At 67.0% G+C, this 15,697-nt stretch carries 20 protein-coding genes; 15 read left to right on the top strand and 5 right to left on the bottom strand.

Features of this window, described 5'->3' with window-relative positions; translation table 11 throughout:
• The first annotated feature begins 55 nt into the window (after nucleotides 1-55).
• Nucleotides 56-568: an acyl-CoA thioesterase gene (locus tag DIZ26_RS30450; protein ID WP_232828708.1), complete on the top strand. Its 513-nt coding sequence runs from the start codon at nucleotides 56-58 to the stop codon at nucleotides 566-568.
• A complete protein-coding gene (locus DIZ26_RS30445) occupies nucleotides 565-1,224 on the top strand; it encodes a potassium channel family protein (RefSeq protein WP_112247835.1) in 660 nt (219 codons plus the stop codon). Before DIZ26_RS30450 ends, DIZ26_RS30445 begins: the two co-directional genes overlap by 4 nt.
• Before the next feature lie 34 nt (nucleotides 1,225-1,258).
• Here the strand turns inward: DIZ26_RS30445 and DIZ26_RS30440 are convergent, their stop codons facing one another.
• Complete coding sequence (locus DIZ26_RS30440; protein ID WP_112247833.1) at nucleotides 1,259-1,876, bottom strand: TetR/AcrR family transcriptional regulator; 618 nt, start codon at nucleotides 1,874-1,876, stop codon at nucleotides 1,259-1,261.
• A gap of 38 nt (nucleotides 1,877-1,914) precedes the next feature.
• On the opposite strand from DIZ26_RS30440, the gene DIZ26_RS30435 reads away from it, so the two are divergent.
• From DIZ26_RS30435 to DIZ26_RS30380, 12 genes are all read left to right on the top strand, one after another.
• Complete coding sequence (locus DIZ26_RS30435) at nucleotides 1,915-2,823, top strand: DMT family transporter (RefSeq protein ID WP_112247831.1); 909 nt, start codon at nucleotides 1,915-1,917, stop codon at nucleotides 2,821-2,823.
• Between the two features lie 48 nt (nucleotides 2,824-2,871).
• Entirely contained in the window at nucleotides 2,872-3,357 is a 486-nt protein-coding gene (locus DIZ26_RS30430) for a MarR family winged helix-turn-helix transcriptional regulator (protein WP_112247829.1), read from the top strand.
• A gap of 8 nt (nucleotides 3,358-3,365) precedes the next feature.
• Nucleotides 3,366-4,613 carry a glycoside hydrolase family 3 N-terminal domain-containing protein gene (locus tag DIZ26_RS30425; RefSeq protein WP_232828707.1) on the top strand — a complete coding sequence of 416 codons (1,248 nt, stop codon included), beginning with the start codon at nucleotides 3,366-3,368 and terminating at the stop codon, nucleotides 4,611-4,613.
• Nucleotides 4,610-4,957 (top strand): YidH family protein, encoded by a 348-nt coding sequence (locus DIZ26_RS30420; RefSeq protein WP_112247827.1) that lies wholly within the window; start codon nucleotides 4,610-4,612, stop codon nucleotides 4,955-4,957. Before DIZ26_RS30425 ends, DIZ26_RS30420 begins: the two co-directional genes overlap by 4 nt.
• Nucleotides 4,954-5,256: a DUF202 domain-containing protein gene (locus DIZ26_RS30415; protein WP_112247825.1), complete on the top strand. Its 303-nt coding sequence runs from the start codon at nucleotides 4,954-4,956 to the stop codon at nucleotides 5,254-5,256. The genes DIZ26_RS30420 and DIZ26_RS30415 overlap by 4 nt, the downstream gene beginning before the upstream one ends.
• 138 nt (nucleotides 5,257-5,394) lie before the next feature.
• On the top strand, nucleotides 5,395-6,027 hold the full coding sequence (locus DIZ26_RS30410) for a DUF47 domain-containing protein (RefSeq protein WP_112247823.1): 633 nt from the start codon (nucleotides 5,395-5,397) through the stop codon (nucleotides 6,025-6,027).
• Between the two features lie 2 nt (nucleotides 6,028-6,029).
• Nucleotides 6,030-7,028, top strand: coding sequence for an inorganic phosphate transporter (locus DIZ26_RS30405; protein ID WP_112247821.1), 999 nt, complete (start codon nucleotides 6,030-6,032; stop codon nucleotides 7,026-7,028).
• Between the two features lie 169 nt (nucleotides 7,029-7,197).
• Complete coding sequence (locus tag DIZ26_RS30400; protein ID WP_408610284.1) at nucleotides 7,198-8,337, top strand: inorganic phosphate transporter; 1,140 nt, start codon at nucleotides 7,198-7,200, stop codon at nucleotides 8,335-8,337.
• Between the two features lie 10 nt (nucleotides 8,338-8,347).
• Nucleotides 8,348-8,581 (top strand): hypothetical protein, encoded by a 234-nt coding sequence (locus DIZ26_RS30395; RefSeq protein WP_112247819.1) that lies wholly within the window; start codon nucleotides 8,348-8,350, stop codon nucleotides 8,579-8,581.
• A gap of 95 nt (nucleotides 8,582-8,676) precedes the next feature.
• The gene (locus DIZ26_RS30390) at nucleotides 8,677-9,267 is read left to right on the top strand and encodes a TIGR03086 family metal-binding protein (protein WP_112247817.1); all 591 of its coding nucleotides are present in this window, start codon (nucleotides 8,677-8,679) and stop codon (nucleotides 9,265-9,267) included.
• Nucleotides 9,264-9,701, top strand: coding sequence for a YybH family protein (locus tag DIZ26_RS30385; protein WP_112247815.1), 438 nt, complete (start codon nucleotides 9,264-9,266; stop codon nucleotides 9,699-9,701). Before DIZ26_RS30390 ends, DIZ26_RS30385 begins: the two co-directional genes overlap by 4 nt.
• A 77-nt stretch (nucleotides 9,702-9,778) precedes the next feature.
• Nucleotides 9,779-10,330, top strand: a complete 552-nt coding sequence (locus DIZ26_RS30380; RefSeq protein WP_112247813.1) for a hypothetical protein — start codon at nucleotides 9,779-9,781, stop codon at nucleotides 10,328-10,330.
• A 14-nt stretch (nucleotides 10,331-10,344) separates the two neighbouring features.
• Here DIZ26_RS30380 and DIZ26_RS30375 read toward each other — a convergent pair whose 3' ends face one another.
• From DIZ26_RS30375 to DIZ26_RS30360, 4 genes are all read right to left on the bottom strand, one after another.
• Complete coding sequence (locus DIZ26_RS30375) at nucleotides 10,345-11,580, bottom strand: MFS transporter (protein ID WP_112247811.1); 1,236 nt, start codon at nucleotides 11,578-11,580, stop codon at nucleotides 10,345-10,347.
• Entirely contained in the window at nucleotides 11,577-12,056 is a 480-nt protein-coding gene (locus tag DIZ26_RS30370; RefSeq protein ID WP_198676366.1) for a MarR family winged helix-turn-helix transcriptional regulator, read from the bottom strand. Before DIZ26_RS30370 ends, DIZ26_RS30375 begins: the two co-directional genes overlap by 4 nt.
• A 94-nt stretch (nucleotides 12,057-12,150) precedes the next feature.
• Complete coding sequence (locus DIZ26_RS30365; protein WP_112247807.1) at nucleotides 12,151-12,675, bottom strand: hypothetical protein; 525 nt, start codon at nucleotides 12,673-12,675, stop codon at nucleotides 12,151-12,153.
• A gap of 216 nt (nucleotides 12,676-12,891) precedes the next feature.
• The gene (locus DIZ26_RS30360) at nucleotides 12,892-13,644 is read right to left on the bottom strand and encodes a lysophospholipid acyltransferase family protein (protein ID WP_112247805.1); all 753 of its coding nucleotides are present in this window, start codon (nucleotides 13,642-13,644) and stop codon (nucleotides 12,892-12,894) included.
• A gap of 265 nt (nucleotides 13,645-13,909) precedes the next feature.
• Here DIZ26_RS30360 and thiC point away from each other — a divergent pair, with 265 nt between their 5' ends.
• Nucleotides 13,910-15,535 (top strand): phosphomethylpyrimidine synthase ThiC, encoded by a 1,626-nt coding sequence (gene thiC, locus DIZ26_RS30355; protein WP_112247803.1) that lies wholly within the window; start codon nucleotides 13,910-13,912, stop codon nucleotides 15,533-15,535.
• Nucleotides 15,536-15,697 lie beyond the last annotated feature (162 nt).

The raw sequence follows: 15,697 nt of genomic DNA, 5'->3' as shown, positions 1-15,697 counted from the left end.
CCGGCGGATATCCTGCGTCAACCCGCTGGGACGTCTTTGTCAAGGAGTGGATCCGATGATGACCGGTACGCCGGCTTCCAGAGCGACCTCGGCGACCCGGCTGTCGGTGTCGCACATCACCGCGCAGAACGAGACGAACCTGCTCGGCACGGTCCACGGTGGTGTGGTGATGACGTTGGTCGACTCGGTCGCAGGCGTGGTCGCCGCCAGGCACTCTGGCGGTCCCGCCGTGACCGCGTCGATGGACGAGATGGTCTTCCTGGTCCCGGTCCGGGTCGGCGACGTCGTGCACTTCAACGCGCAGGTCAACTGGACCGGCCGCAGCTCGATGGAGATCGGCGTCCGGATCACCGCCGACCGATGGGACTCGGTCGGCCCGCAGGTCCACGTCGCCACGGCGTACCTGGTGTTCGTGGCGGTCGACGAGGAAGGCAAGCCGCGCGAGGTGCCGCAGGTCGTGCCGGAGACCGACGAGGACCGCAGACGGCTGCGCGAGGCCGAGATCCGCCGCAGTCACCGGCTGGCTCGCAGGCAGGCCATCATCGCCTCCCGGGAGGCGCCCGAATGACCCTGCTGGCCAGCGCCAAGCGGCACCCGTCGGCGATCCTGCTCGTAGTCCAGCTGCTGGGCGTTCTGCTCTACCCGGCGATGGAAGGTTCCCGCGGCGGGCGCGTGGCGTTCGAGATTCTGGGCATCGTCGTACTGGTTCTCGCGGTCTTCTCCGTGCGCTCGACGCCGGGCCTGACCTGGGTCAGCATCTGTCTCGGGATCCCCGCTGTCGTGCTGTCGGTCGTGAACGCGTTCCGCCCGACGGACGTCATCGTGCCGGTCTCCGGCGTCATCCACGCTGCGTTCTACTTCTACGCTGCGTACAGCCTGCTGCGGTACATGCTGTCCGACCCGGATGTGAGCACCGACGAGCTGTACGCGACCGGTGCCACTTTCACCTTGGTGGCTTGGGGTTTCGCCTACCTGTTCGTCTTCGTGCAAGCAGTGGTGCCGCACAGCTTCACCGCAGCCGTCAATCCGAACGCCGACCGCACCTGGATGGAGTTGCTCTTCTTGAGCTTCACCACGTTGTCCAGCACCGGCTTGAGCGACATCGTCCCGATCACGTCGTGGGCCCGATCCGTAGTGATGATCGAACAGCTGGCAGGCCTCGGCTACGTGGCAATGGTCGTCTCCCGCCTCGTCGGCCTCACCGTCGCCAGGCGCAGCTCCTAGTCAGCCAGCCGAGCCCTAATCACCCAGCCCAGCCCTAGACTCGCCGCCAGCCCGCCAGCAAGTCAGCGGCCGCCCGATACGCCACCTCGGGTGCGTGCTCCATCGCAGCCACCCGGTAGCTCACCAACGCTCCCTCGTGCAGCAGGAGCAAGCGGTCAGCCAATTCCTCCGTACTACGGAACCCGGCCCGCTCCGCCTGCGCCCGGAACTCCGCACGCATCCACTGCTTCTGCCCCACGATCACCGGCATCGCCGGATGGTCCGGCGCGGCCAGTTCGACACTGGCGTTGATGAATCCGCACCCGCGTCGCGACTCAGCCATCCAATCGGTCAGTGCCGCGAACAGCGCGAGAATCACCTCTTCGGGAGTCTGCGGTGCCCGGCTCCGCAGTTGCTCGTCCAGGAACAGATGCCAGACCCGGTTCCGCTGCTCCAGATACGCGGCGATCAGGTTGTCCTTGGAGCCGAACCGGTCGTACAGCGTCTTCTTCGTCACCTCTGCCGCATCCGCGATCGCGTCGACACCGACAGTGCGGATGCCGCGCTCGTAGAACAGTGACGACGCCGCGGTGAGGATCCGCTCGCCGGCCGGCGTGAGCGGTTTCGCCGTACGGGGGCCACGATCGGTGAGCAGGACGGACGAGGCAACCATACTGACAGTATACCGACCGGTATGGTTACCTCGGAGCCATGACCGCTCAAACCCTCGAGAAGACAGCCATACGCCGCCGGGCGCTCCCGCTCCCGCTCCTCGCCGGTGCCGGGTTCGTCGTGTTCTGGAGCAGCGGCTTCATCGGTGCGCGCTGGGGAACGGAGTACAGCTCGGCCTTCGATCTACTCGCCTGGCGCTACCTGGTCGCGGGAAGCATCGCGGCGATCGTGTTGCTGGTGCGCAGACCGCGGCTCAGCAGGAAAGACCTGGTCACCCAGGCGGTGATGGCTTTCCTCTGCCAGTTCGTCTACCTCGGCCTCGTGTTCGTCGGTATCGATCACGGCATCACAGCAGGAGTCACTGCGCTCATCGGCTCCCTACAGCCCATCCTGATCGCCACGGTGGCCGGCCCGCTCCTTGGCGAGCGGGTGACCGGGCGCCAGTGGATCGGCCTGTTCCTAGGCGTCGCCGGGGTTGGCCTGGTAGTTGCGGACGACCTCACCGCCGGCAACGCAGCGCTTTTCCTGATTCCGGTCGGCGGCCTGTTCGGATTGGTGATCGGCACCATCTTCGAAAGGCGCCGCAAGCCGACTGTTGGACTGCTGACTGCCCTCTGTCTGCAGACTCTCGTGTCGGCAGTCCTCTTCGTCTCCGTGACTGCAGTGACAGGGCAGTTGACCGTGCCCCGCGACCCAGCGTTCTACGGTGCCGTCCTGTGGCTGGTTGTCCTCGCCACTGGAGGCGGCTGGGGGCTGTACCTGGTCAACCTGAGGCTGTCCGGCGCCACCAGGATCAGCAGCCTCCTGTACCTCGTACCGCCAACCACCATGCTGTTCGCCTTCCTCCTGTTCCACGAGACCATCGGCGTACTGGCGACGCTCGGCATCGTCGTGTGCGCGGCAGCAGTCGTCCTCATTCGGCTGAGAGACCAACACCGCACCTCCTGACGGCCTGCCCGGGCGGCGCATGTCGGTCGACCTGGCTACGCTGCCGTCATGGCGGAACCGCGGTGGCTGGACGAAAAAGAGCAGCATGCCTGGCGAGCGTTCATCGCTGCCCAGCGCGTGGTCAACGGCCGGATCGAGCAGCAACTGCAGCGCGACGCCGGCATGCCACACACGTACTTCGAAATCCTGGTCCGGCTTTCCGACGCCGCCGACGGCCGGCTGCGGATGAGCGAGCTCGCGGTGGCGACGCTGGGCTCGCGCAGCCGCCTGTCGCACGCCGTGAACCGGCTGGAGAAGGTCGGCTGGGTCCGGCGGGAGGGGATCGAGTCCGACCGGCGTGGGCAGGTCGCGATCCTCACCGAAGAGGGCAGGCAGAAGCTCAAGGAGACCGCGCCAGGTCATGTCGAGACCGTTCGGCAGGCGGTGTTCGACGCACTCACTGATGAGCAGGTCGGCCACTTGCACGACATCTGCGCGGCCCTGGCCCGGCACTCGGGCGGGTCGTACGACAGCGCTGCCTGGGAGACGCACTGACCAGGCCGGTGGGCGCAACCCGGGTCACGGCGGCGGTGGCGGCCGCAGCGCTCCTACTCGGCGGCTGCAGCGACAGTTCACCCACCGCCGGCCCCAGTACGCCGCCGTCGGACTCAGCAACCGTCACACCGACGACCCAGCCCACTGAGACACCGACCCAAACGCCAAGCCAGACGACGCCCAGCCAATCGCCGACTCAATCACCGACCACACCGCTCGGTTGTCTGGACCAGAAGCTGCAAGCCCTCACGCTGCACGAGCAGGCTGCCCAGCTGATCATGACCGGCATCAGCGCCTCCGGCATGACGTCGTCAGAGCGATCGATCGCCGACGCCCGCAAGCCCGGCGGACTCCTGCTGATGGGTAGCGGCGGCAGCCTCTCCCACACCCGTACTGCGACCGCTGCAGCGACTGCGACCGCCACAGTGAAAGGCATCCGCCCGCTGATCGCAGCCGACCAGGAGGGCGGTCAGATCCAGCGTCTCAAGGGCGCAGGCTTCGACAGGTTCCCATCGGCCACCGTGCAAGGCACCTGGTCCACGGCGAAGCTGACGAGCCGCTCCACCGAGTGGGGCAACCAGCTCAAGCAGGCTGGGGTCAACGTAGACCTCGCGCCCGTGGCAGACGTAGTACCGGCGTCGGAGCGCAGTACGAATGAGCCGATCGGCAAGCTGGACCGGGAGTTCGGCAGCACGTCGGCCGTTGTCGGGCCGCACGTCGCTGCTTTCGTGCGCGGAATGGCTGCTGCCGGTGTCGCGACCTCGGTCAAGCACTTCCCGGGGCTCGGCCGGGTCCGAGGGAACACGGACTTCTCCTCGGGCGTGGTCGACGACGTCACGGTTCGTGGTGACGCGAATCTGGCCGGCTTCGCGGCCGGGATGCAGGCCGGCTCGGAGTTGGTGATGGTCGCGACCGCGACGTACACCAAGATCGACCGCGCGAACCGGGCGGTGTTCTCCGCCACGATCATCCGCGGCATGCTCCGCGAAGATCTGCGGTACGCCGGTGTCGTCATCACCGATGATGTCGGCGCTGCCGCGGAGGTGGCGTCGGTGCCGGCCGGTGAGCGGGCTACCCGGTTCGTGGCGGCTGGTGGTGACATGGTGATCACCGCCAAGTCGTCCCTGACCTCGGTGATGATCAACGCACTGGTGCAGAAAGCCCAACAGGACAAGGCGTTCTCGGCCTTACTGCAGGCCAGCGTCCGCCGGGTCCTCACCCTGAAGCAGAACCACGGCCTGGTGAGCTGCAGTTGAGCCAAGAAGATCAGCAAGAACAAGAACCCGACTACCGCTTCACGCTGGCCAACGAGCGGACCTACCTGGCGTACCTGCGCACTTCCTTGGCCTGCTACGCGGGCGGTCTGTCTGCCGCGCAGTTCCTCAATCTAGGTGGCGCGCGCTGGCCGGGTCGGGTGATCGGGATCGTGCTGGTGACGGCCGGGATCGTCACGACCGTCGGCGCCTTCCGTCGCTGGCAGGTCAACCTGAGCGCGATGCGCCTCGGCGCGCGCCTGCCGGTCACCCGCATCCCTTTGGTGCTCGGGGCAACGATCGCCGTGGTCGGCCTGATCGGCCTCCTGTTCAGCCTGCTGCGATGACCCAGCCACCCGGGTTGCAGCCCGAACGCACCCTGCTCGCCTGGAGACGAACGTCACTCGGCCTGGTCGCGAACGGAATCCTGCTACTGGCCTCCGGCCTCGGTACGTCGAACGTGCGCCTTGGGCTCGGCATCGTCGTCACCGTGCTGGCCCTGTCCTGCTGGACCACTGTCAGTGCCGTCTACCGCCATCTCCGTCACGAACCAGGCGGTCTGGGCTCAGATCGCGTACTACGGGTCGCCGCCGGCCTGGTGCTGCTGGTGGGCCTGTTCGACCTCTATGCGGTGATCACTCGCTGAAACTGATCGGTAACGGATTGGTCGTGTTGAGTCTACGTGTTCATCATCTCGCGGTACCTTGACACCGCCGATGCTCCGTCAGCGGTCCGTTGCCCCTAGCATGTTCACGGTTTGTCCCTCGTTCACCCGGAGCTTGAAGTGCCGTTACGTCTGCGTCCGAACGACCCGACGTTCTACGACCTTTTCACCGAGTCCGCCAACCACCTGGTCGACGGATCCCGCATCCTCGCCGAACTGCTCGGCAGTACGGCCGGATCCGGCCTGTCCGCGAGCCACCAGATCGCCGCCCAGATGAAGGACGCCGAGCACGCTGCGGACGAGACCACACACTCGATCATCCGCCGCGTCAACTCGACCTTCGTCACGCCGTTCGACCGCGAGGACATCTACCGGCTGGCCTCCGACCTCGACGACGTGATGGATTACATGGAGGAGGCGGTCGACGCCGTCCACCTCTTCAACCTCAGTGAGCTGCCGGCCGAGGTCGCCGAGCAGATCGAGGTACTGCAGCGGATGGGCGCGCTCACCGCCGAGACGATGCCCAGGCTGCGCACGATGAAGGACCTCGCGGAGTACTGGATCGAGGTCAACCGGCTGGAGAACACCGGTGACGCGGTGCACCGCCGGATCATCGCCAAGCTGTTCAGCGGCGAGTACGACGCGCTGACGGTGATGAAGTACAAGACCGTGGTCGACCTGCTGGAGGCCGCGATCGACGCCTTCGAGCACGTCGCCAACACGGTCGAACAGATCGCCGTCAAGGAGAGCTGAGCGTGGAGTTCGCGCTCGTCGTCGCCGTCATCGTCATCGCGCTGGCGTTCGACTACACGAACGGTTTCCACGACGCCGCCAACGCGATCGCGACCTCGGTCTCGACTCGCGCGCTGACGCCGCGGGTCGCGCTGGCGATGGCGGCGGTCTTCAACTTCGCCGGCGCCTTCCTGGGCACCGAGGTGGCCGAGACGATCGGCAAGGGCGTGATCACCTTGCCGTCGGGCCGGCACGGGCTGGTGGTCGTCATCGCCGCCCTGATCGGCGCCATCAGCTGGAACCTGATCACCTGGTACTTCGGTCTGCCGTCCTCCTCCTCGCACGCCCTGATCGGCGGCCTGGTCGGTGCGGGGCTCGCCTCGACCAGTGTCGTGCTGTGGTCCGGCATCGTGGACAAGGTCGTCATCCCGATGGTCCTGTCGCCCGCGATCGGATTCCTCGGCGCGTTCCTGCTGATGCTCGGGATCCTGTGGATCTTCCGGCGCAGCAACCCCGGCCGGACCACCCGCGGCTTCCGGCTGGCCCAGTCGGTGTCGGCGGCGGCGATGTCGCTCGGACACGGTCTGCAGGACGCGCAGAAGACGATGGGCGTGATGTTCCTCGCGCTGCTGACGACCGGTCACGTGAACAAGGAGGACGGGATCCCGATCTGGGTCAAGTTCGCCGCCGCGACCGCGATCTCGCTCGGCACCTACTCCGGCGGCTGGCGGATCATGCGCACGCTCGGCCGGCGCATCATCCACCTGGATCCCGCGCGCGGGTTCGCCTCCGAAGCGGTCGCCGCGACCGTGCTGTACGTGATGGCGATCGGGCTGCACGCGCCGGTCTCCACCACGCACACGATCACTTCCGCGGTGATGGGTGCGGGCGCCACCAAGCGGCTGTCCGCGGTCCGCTGGGGCGTCGCGAAGGGCATCGTCGCAGCGTGGGTTCTGACCATCCCGGCGGCCGGCCTGGTCGCCGCGGGGGTCTACGGGTTGGTCCACCTCATCCTGGAGTAGCCGGGCGGCAGCTCGCAGTACGGGCCGTCGCCGGCAGCGCGTAGTACGGGCAGTGCCGGCTGTTCGTAGTACGGGCAGTTCAGCTTTTGAGTAGTTCACGGCGAATTAACCCCGGGGCCTTAGCGTCGAGAGCGTTCTCCTGACCGCCGCCCAGTCCCGGGATGTGATCGTGATGGATCTGTCGTTCCTCGTCGTCGTGGTGATCGTCACCGCGCTCGTGTTCGACTTCACCAACGGCTTCCACGACACCGCGAACGCGATGGCGACGTCGATCGCGACCGGCGCGCTCAGACCCAAGGTCGCCGTCGCGCTGTCCGCCGTGCTCAACCTGGTCGGCGCGTTCGTCTCCACCGAGGTCGCCAAGACCATCTCCAGCGGACTCGTCGACGATGCGAAGATCACCGTTCCGATCATCTTCGGCGGCCTGGTCGGCGCGATCCTGTGGAACCTGCTGACCTGGTACGTCGGACTGCCGAGCTCCTCCTCGCACGCGCTCTTCGGCGGGCTGATCGGCGCCACCTGGATCGCCGCCGGCAGTGGAGCGGTGCACTTCGGCACCGTGGTCCAGAAGATCATCGTGCCGGCCGTGGCGGCGCCGATCGTGGCCGGTGTGGTGGCGACGATCGGGACGTACCTCGTCTACACGATCACCGCGCGGGCGCGGAAGAAGACGGTCGACGACGGGTTCCGGGTCGGTCAGATCGCCTCGGCGTCGCTGGTCTCGCTCGCGCACGGCACCGGGGACGCGCAGAAGACGATGGGCATCATCACGCTGGTACTGATCACCTCCGGCAGCCTGGCGCACGGCTCGCGCCCGCCGCTGTGGGTGATCTTCGCGGCCGGGCTGGCGATCGCGGCCGGCACCTACCTGGGCGGCTGGCGAATCATCCGCACGATGGGCAAGGGGCTCACCGAGATCGAGTCGCCGCAGGGTTTCGCGGCGGAGAGCAGCTCCACCGCCGTACTGCTGGCGTCGTCACACCTCGGCTTCCCGCTGTCCACCACCCAGGTCTGCTCAGGCAGCATCCTTGGCGCAGGACTCGGCAAACGGCTCGCAGAGGTGCGCTGGACCGTCGCCGGACGCATGGCGCTGGCCTGGCTCTTCACGCTTCCCGCCGCAGCTCTCGTCGGCGCGCTAGCAGGCCGCGTCGCCAACTCGGGCAACCTCGGCGTCGCGATCATCGCCATCGCCGCCGCAGCGGCCGGACTAGGCCTGTACGCCGCTGCGCGACGCAAGCCGGTCACGTCGTCCAACGTCAACGAGTACCCCGGTACGCCGACCCCGGCACCCGCCGCCACCGCAGCCTGAGGAGACGCAGATGCACATCGACTGGACCGCCCTCGCCCAGGTAGCCCTCGCCAGCCTCCTCTTCGGAGTAGGCCTGGTCGTCCTGTTCGCAATCGGCATCACCGCCTGGTCCCGCCGAGCCGTCGCCGTCGAAGCCGGAAAGTCCGCGTCGCCTGTCGACACAGCAGCCGCCGCCTTCTGCTTCGCCGCTTGCGTAGCCGCAATCCTCTACGGCCTCTACTTGATCATCCCGCAGTTGCACTAGCCCTGAGCCTTCTCCTGTGGGCTCGGGAATGATTCCCGGGGAAGCGGGATGGTGGACCCTCCTAGCGGGATCGGCGCGGGCGCAGGCTGAGAGGCATGAGCGACGGCGCGGATTCTCTTGTACTACTTGAGATTGCTCTTGAAGAGTTTGGGCGGAGACTTCGGCTCGTCGGGCCTGGGGACTGGCGGCGGGCGACGCCGTGCACCGAGTGGGATGTCCGTGCCCTGGTCAACCATGTCGTCGGGGCCAACGTGCGCTATCAGTTGCTGCTCGACGGTGCCTCGACCGAGCAGGTCGAGGCGACTCGGTCCGTCGATCACCTTGGCGACGACGCGGTGGCGGCGTTCGTGGCGAGTGCGGAGCGCATGATCGCGTGCTTCCACAAGGGCGGGGTGCTTGAGCGCGTCACCCATCACGTGACGGGTGATCGGACCGGGCACGAGTTGGTGGCGATGCGGATCCTCGACGCCGCAGTCCACGCCTGGGATCTCGCCCGTGCGATCGGTGCGGACGAGACCCTCCCCGACGACGTCGTCGCCTTCCTGCTCGCGTACTCGGCCGAGCTCGATCTCGGTCCGCAGCAGCACGCGTTCGCGACGACGGACGCCGTACTGCGCAACGCGTCACTACAAGACCAGCTGCTCCACAAGCTGGGCCGCAACCCGAACACCAAGGAGATCCGATGAACCACACCCAGCAGTTCCTCGCCGAGATGATGCCGCGTATTCACGAGGCCGAGACAGCGCTGCACAACGGCGATGCCGGTCCGCGGTTCGCGATGTGGTCGCACACCGATCCGGTCACCGTCTACGGCGCTGCGTTCAGCCCGATCGGCTGGGCTGAGGTCGCTCCGATGTTCGACGACCTCGCCACCCGCTTCTCCGACTGCAGTTCGTGCGAGTGGGAGGTGGTGGCGGCAGACGTCGGCGAAGACTTCGCCTACCTGCTCGCGATCGAACGGACCACCTCGTCGATCGATGGATCCGAGGTGAGGTCGTACATGCTCCGCAGTACGACGATCTTCCGGCGCGAGGACGGCGAGTGGAAGATCGTTCACCGCCACGCCGACCCGATCGACGAGTCCGCCGACTTGGTCTCCCGGCGCCTGACGAAGAGCTGAGACGACGGGCGACAGCTCTTTACAAGACCGGAATTCTGCGCCCGAGGCGTGACCGTTTGATGCGCCATACTCCGCGGGTGGACGAGATCGAGTTGCCGTTCCGTGGCTGGTTCAAGGGGACCGTGCCGGTGATGCATGCGCCCGAGGGTGACCGGACCGTGCTGGAACTTCGCTGCCCACTCGGCAGCCTGAAGGTCTTCGGGCTTGTCGACACGCCTGACCATTCAGAAGGCGGCGAGGAACTGGGCCTGGGTATGTTCAGCCGCCAGCGGATCCGTTGTGTCGTACCGCGGAAGTACACCCACGTCCAGATCGTTCCATCGATCAGGTCACCCGGATTTGCCAGGTGGCACCTGGGTTATCGGCCCGCCAGCAGCCTTCCCGAAATCCACGGCTCGGTCAGCGGCGGTCACACGGCCGTGTTCCGTTACACCGGGCGCGCGACCACAGCCCAGCTCACCGTTCCGAAGTCGTACGCATACCTGAAGCACTACAAGTTCACCGGCAACCACTACACAGACCTGACTTTCGCCAACGCCCCCTTCCGCGGCAAGGTCGAGATCCCCGGCCCCGGCCTCATCGTCGTCGACAGCGTCGTCTCCTCCTGGACACTGACCCTGCCGGCGTAAGACCCGGCTGCGGCTCAGGGGTACTGCCGGCTGTCGATCGGGGCGGCAGGGGTGCGGAGGCCGGGGGTGCTTGCGGCGACGGCGGCTACCGCTGCGATGCACAGGAGTGCGCCGGAGGCGAGGGATCCGACAGGGGAGGTGAGTTGTGCGATGATCCCGCCGCGCAGGTTGCCGAGGTCGGGGCCGGCCTGGCCGACGATCTGCTCGGCGGCACTGACCCGGCCGAGAAGCTCGGTCGGTGTGTGCAACTGGACGATCGTGCTCCGTGAGACCACGGCGATGGTGTCCGCGGCGCCTGCGACCGCGAGACAGACCAACGCCAGCCACGGCACCGGCGAGAACGCGAACAGCAGCAAGGCGACACCCCAGCCGGCCGAACCGCACAACATGACCACACCGTGCCGCGGCAGCCGCGTGAACGATCCGGAGAACAGCGATGCGGCCACCCCACCGACCGCGATCGCGGTCAGGAACAATCCCAGCGTGCGCGGGTTGTTGCCGAACCGCTCCGCGTTGATCACCGGAAACAAGCTGATCGGCATCGACAGCACGGTCGCCGCCAGGTCGGTCACCAGCGCGCCACGGATCACCGGTGTCGACACCACGAAGCTCAACCCGTCCCAGACCCCGCGGAGCCCGGGCTTGGCGGTTGCCCCGATCCGCATCCGGGGCAGCCCGAGTACGCCGTACAGGGCGGCGAGGAAGCTCAGCGCGTCGATCAGGTAGCAGATGCCGACACCCCAGGCGCCGATGATCAGACCACCGAGCGCCGGGCCGATCAGCATCGCGCCCTGGAACCCGATCCGGTTCAGCGCGATCCCCGCCGCCAGTTGGTCGCGCGTCAGCAGCTGCGGCAGGACCGTCCTCGCAACGGGGCCCGCGGTCGCACCGAAGGAGGCCTGTACGGCGATGAGGCCCAGCAGCACCCCCACCGGGACCCGGCCGATCACCAACTGGCTCGCCATCACGGTTGCTGTGAGCAACTGTCCGCAGGTGGTGACGAGGTAGATCTTCCGTCGTTCGAGCCGGTCGACGAGCGTGCCGGCGAACAGCCCGAGCAGGATCAGCGGCAACGCCTGAGCCAGTCCGACCGCGCCGGTCCAGGCCGGGCTCGAGGTCTGATCCCAGACCTGGAACATCACGGCGACGAACGTCAGTTGCCCGCCGAATCCGGACAGCACCTGCCCGACCCACAACCGCCGGTACGCCGGTACGCGCAGCGGCCCGAGGTCGATGAACGCGCGCCTCACTTCGCTTCCCCTTCAAGGTGCTCGCTGACGCGCTGGTAGAAGCTCTTCCGCTCCAGAGCGGCCTCGACGTCGCGGACCACCTGGGTCATCGGGTACGGCAACTCGGCCTCGAGCTCGGTGATCGCGGCCTCTGTCGCCCGCCACTCGGCGGCGAGCAACTCGACGAGCTTCTTCGACTTGGCGGTCAGCGTGACCCGCTTACTCCGCGCATCAGCACCCGGCACCGTCCGCACCAGCCCGGCGCTGCGCATAGCAGCGACCTTCTGACTGAGCGCCGAATGCGTCCGCCCGATCACCTCGGCCAACTCGGTGATCGTCATCGGCCCACGCAGGTGCAACTGCAACAGCTCACGCACGTACGTCGGCTTCAGGCCCTGGATCTGGCGGTCGCTGTAGATCCGCCCGATCTCCCCATCCATCCGACCCAGCAACTCATGCAACGCCCGCCACTGACTCTGCTCGGTAGGATCGTCCATGCCAAAAGAATAACAGCACTTATATAAGTGCTGTTACTTCTTTAATGAGCCCGGAGGAGGAGCCTGCGTGGGTGGGGTCGGCGCGTTCGTAGTACTAGCGGTTCCAGCGGCGGACGGCTTTGGCGATGTCTTTGGTGCGGAGGGTGCTGATGCCTTCTTCCCAGCTGCGGTAGAGGGCTTCGCCGAGGAGGGTGGGGTTGAGGAGGGCTTGGGGGCGGACGGCCATCGCCCAGGTGGCCGCGGCGGCGTGGCCTTGCTGGAAGAGGAGGTGGTTCGCGGTGGCGTCGATGCGGCTCTTGGCTTCACCGTGCAGGCCGTTGGACGCCCAGTTCTGGACCAGCACCGGGTCCTTGGCTGTGATTCGCGCCAGATACGTCAACGGGCCGCGCCAGAAGCCGCGGCTGCCGATGTTGTCCAGGCTCTCCAGCGGAAACCAGCCGTTGGAGCAGCGTCGGCCGTTGACGGCCGCCTCGAGTTCTCGCGCCTGGTCCGGACGCAGGTCTTGCGTCGCCCAGGCGATGAAGAACCCACCGACGTCCGGAATCTCCTCTTCGACGTGAGGGGGGATCGTCAGCGTCCCCGGCTCGAAGAGGTGCAGTTCCTCGTCAAACTCGAACAAAATTCTTCCCCCACCCCGTGACGGCCGGCCAACCGCACGAGCGACCGGCCTGCGTCGAGAGGGACCCCCCAGGTACCTGCTTCGACAACAAAGGCCCTTCGTACTCCGGCCTCGCCACCTGGTCAAGGTGCTGTCCGGAAATCTTCCCGCAGGCGTGACAAAGCCAGGGAAATCGCTTACTCGCGGCGATGGGGCGGTTGCGTACTGCGGCAGGTGCTACTTGTTCTTCCGGCGCTCCGCGCGCAGCCGGAGTTCCTCGGCGTCGAGCCGGTCGGCCTCTTCGGGGGTCGGCGCGCCGCCGCCGTACGAGGCGGGCAGCCACCAGGCGCCCGGCGGCTGCTCGTGGTACTCCCGGATGGTCCGGTCGAGCAGACCGGCCATCGTCTTGTGCAGGTGCTCGGTCGCCTCGGTCGCGTTGTCGGCGCGCGTCACGGTGATCGGCTCGCCGACCGTGATGGAGACCCGCTGGTGCCGGGAGAAGTCGCGCGGGTGGTCCTTGGTCAGCATCCGCTGGGTGCCCCAGAGCACCATCGGGATGATCGGTACGCCGGCCGCCGCGGCCATCCGGACCGTCCCGGTCTTGAACTCCTTCAGTTCGAACGACCGGCTGATCGTCGCCTCCGGGAAGACGCCGACGATCTCGCCCTCGCCGAGGTAGCGCAACGCCTCCCGGTACGACGCGGAGCCGGCGTCCCGGTCGACCGGGATGTGGTGCATCCCCCGCATCAACGGACCGGAGTACCGGTTGCGGAACAGCACCTCCTTGGCCATGAACCGGACCAGCCGCTTGCTCGGCTGCGCGCCGAACCCGCCGATCACGAAGTCCACGTAGCTGATGTGGTTCAGCGCGAGCACCGCGCCGCCGGTGCGCGGCACGTTCTCGGTGCCGGTCATCCGGAACTTCAGATCGAGCACCTTGAAGGCAGTCTTGGCGAAGCCGATCACCGGCGGGTACAGGATGTCGCGCATGTCCTGACGCTACCGGTTCCACCCTGACGCCACACCGGTCCGCGCGGAAAGCCGAAGTGATGCGCCACACGGAGCCGGTACGCCGTAAGCCTGGGTTGGCTAAGGTTGCCGGTGACAAATTGATATCGCGGGAGCTCGCGCTGTAGCGGGCTGAGAGGGCGGCTGGACTGCGCACCGCTGCGCCGGGATCACCGGGCAGGTGGGGCGAACCGGCGCCGCCGACCGCCGAACCTGTCCGGGTAATTCCGGCGTAGGGAGCACAGACGTGACCTCGATCGACAATTCTGTTCGTCCGACCGTCACCACCGGGCCCATCTCCGGGTCCGAGAAGATCCATCGCGGGGAGCTCGGCGTACCGGCCAGGCGGGTGCACCTCACCAACGGGGAGCACTTCGACCTGTACGACACGTCCGGGCCGTACACCGATTCCAAAGCACAGATCGATGTGCAGACCGGACTCCCGCCGCTGCGGAGCGACTGGATCAGCAAGCGGGAGCCGCTCACCCAGTTGGCGCATGCGCGGGCCGGCACGATCACCGAGGAGATGCGCTACATCGCCGTACGGGAAGGCGTCGACGCTTCGTTCGTGCGCGACGAGGTGGCGCGCGGCCGGGCGGTGATCCCGGCGAACCACCGCCATCCCGAGTCCGAGCCGATGATCATCGGGAAGAAGTTCCTGGTGAAGGTCAATGCGAACATCGGCAACTCGGCCGTCTCGAGTTCGATCGAGGAAGAGGTCGAGAAGCTGGTCTGGGCGACCCGTTGGGGCGCGGACACGGTGATGGACCTGTCCACCGGCAAGAACATCCACGAGACGCGCGAGTGGATCGTGCGGAACTCGCCGGTGCCGATCGGGACCGTTCCGCTGTACCAGGCGCTGGAGAAGGTGAACGGCGATCCCACCGAGCTCACCTGGGAGGTCTATCGCGACACCGTGATCGAGCAGTGTGAGCAGGGCGTCGACTACATGACGGTGCACGCCGGAGTACTGCTTCGCTATGTGCCGCTCACCGCCCAGCGGATCACCGGGATCGTCTCCCGCGGCGGCTCGATCATGGCGGCCTGGTGCCTCGCGCACCACCAGGAATCCTTCCTGTACACGCATTTCGCCGAACTCTGCGAGATCCTGCGCGCGTACGACGTGACGTTCTCGCTCGGCGACGGGCTGCGGCCGGGGTGCATCGCGGACGCCAACGACGCCGCCCAGTTCGCCGAGCTACGGACGCTCGGTGAGCTGACCAAGATCGCCTGGGAGCACGATGTCCAGGTGATGATCGAGGGCCCGGGACACGTGCCGATGAACAAGATCGCGGAGAACGTGCGGCTCGAGGAGGAGCTCTGCGGCGAGGCCCCGTTCTACACATTGGGGCCGTTGGCAACAGATGTCGCACCGGCGTACGACCACATCACCAGTGCGATCGGCGCGGCCCAGATCGGCTGGCTCGGTACGGCGATGCTGTGTTACGTCACGCCCAAGGAACACCTCGGCCTGCCCGATCGCGATGACGTGAAGACCGGAGTGATCACCTACAAGATCGCTGCCCACGCAGCCGATCTGGCGAAGGGGCACCCGGGCGCGCAGGACTGGGACGACGCGTTGTCGAGGGCAAGGTTCGAGTTCCGCTGGGAGGACCAGTTCAACCTGTCGCTGGATCCCGACACGGCCCGCTCGTACCACGACGAGACGCTGCCGGCCGAGCAGGCGAAGACGGCCCACTTCTGCTCGATGTGCGGGCCCAAGTTCTGCTCGATGCGGATCACCGCCGACATCCGCAAGTACGCCGAGGAGAAGGGCCTGACCTCCACCGAAGCCATCGAAGCCGGCTTCGCCGAGATGTCGGAGACGTTCAAGTCCAACGATTCCCAGGTCTACCTGCGCCTCGTCGACTGACTGCGGTCCGCTCCCGCCTGCTCCGGGCGGGAGCGGCTCGTCGCGCTGGTGTTCCGGCGGCGGCACCAACGGGTGGAAAGATCAGTTGTTTGTTTCGAGACCGGCCGGTCCGGCGTTGAAACGGCCTGACTCGATCTTGACTCGGAGTGAAGGCGGGCGGTG

Source organism: Kribbella monticola (assembly GCF_003261635.1).
Classification (GTDB): domain Bacteria; phylum Actinomycetota; class Actinomycetes; order Propionibacteriales; family Kribbellaceae; genus Kribbella; species Kribbella monticola.
The sequence above is the reverse complement of the archived record's forward strand: the minus strand, read 5'-3'. Positions and strand labels throughout refer to the sequence as shown.

Bases quoted from the DNA above. Each gene is read 5' to 3' on its own strand.
- DIZ26_RS30450 (WP_232828708.1), top strand. From the start codon at position 56: ATGATGACCGGTACGCCGGCTTCCAGAGCGACCTCGGCGACCCGGCTG.
- DIZ26_RS30445 (WP_112247835.1), top strand. From the start codon at position 565: ATGACCCTGCTGGCCAGCGCCAAGCGGCACCCGTCGGCGATCCTGCTC.
- DIZ26_RS30440 (WP_112247833.1), bottom strand. From the start codon at position 1,876: ATGGTTGCCTCGTCCGTCCTGCTCACCGATCGTGGCCCCCGTACGGCG.
- DIZ26_RS30435 (WP_112247831.1), top strand. From the start codon at position 1,915: ATGACCGCTCAAACCCTCGAGAAGACAGCCATACGCCGCCGGGCGCTC.
- DIZ26_RS30430 (WP_112247829.1), top strand. From the start codon at position 2,872: ATGGCGGAACCGCGGTGGCTGGACGAAAAAGAGCAGCATGCCTGGCGA.
- DIZ26_RS30415 (WP_112247825.1), top strand. From the start codon at position 4,954: ATGACCCAGCCACCCGGGTTGCAGCCCGAACGCACCCTGCTCGCCTGG.
- DIZ26_RS30395 (WP_112247819.1), top strand. From the start codon at position 8,348: ATGCACATCGACTGGACCGCCCTCGCCCAGGTAGCCCTCGCCAGCCTC.
- DIZ26_RS30390 (WP_112247817.1), top strand. From the start codon at position 8,677: ATGAGCGACGGCGCGGATTCTCTTGTACTACTTGAGATTGCTCTTGAA.
- DIZ26_RS30385 (WP_112247815.1), top strand. From the start codon at position 9,264: ATGAACCACACCCAGCAGTTCCTCGCCGAGATGATGCCGCGTATTCAC.
- DIZ26_RS30370 (WP_198676366.1), bottom strand. From the start codon at position 12,056: ATGGACGATCCTACCGAGCAGAGTCAGTGGCGGGCGTTGCATGAGTTG.
- DIZ26_RS30360 (WP_112247805.1), bottom strand. From the start codon at position 13,644: ATGCGCGACATCCTGTACCCGCCGGTGATCGGCTTCGCCAAGACTGCC.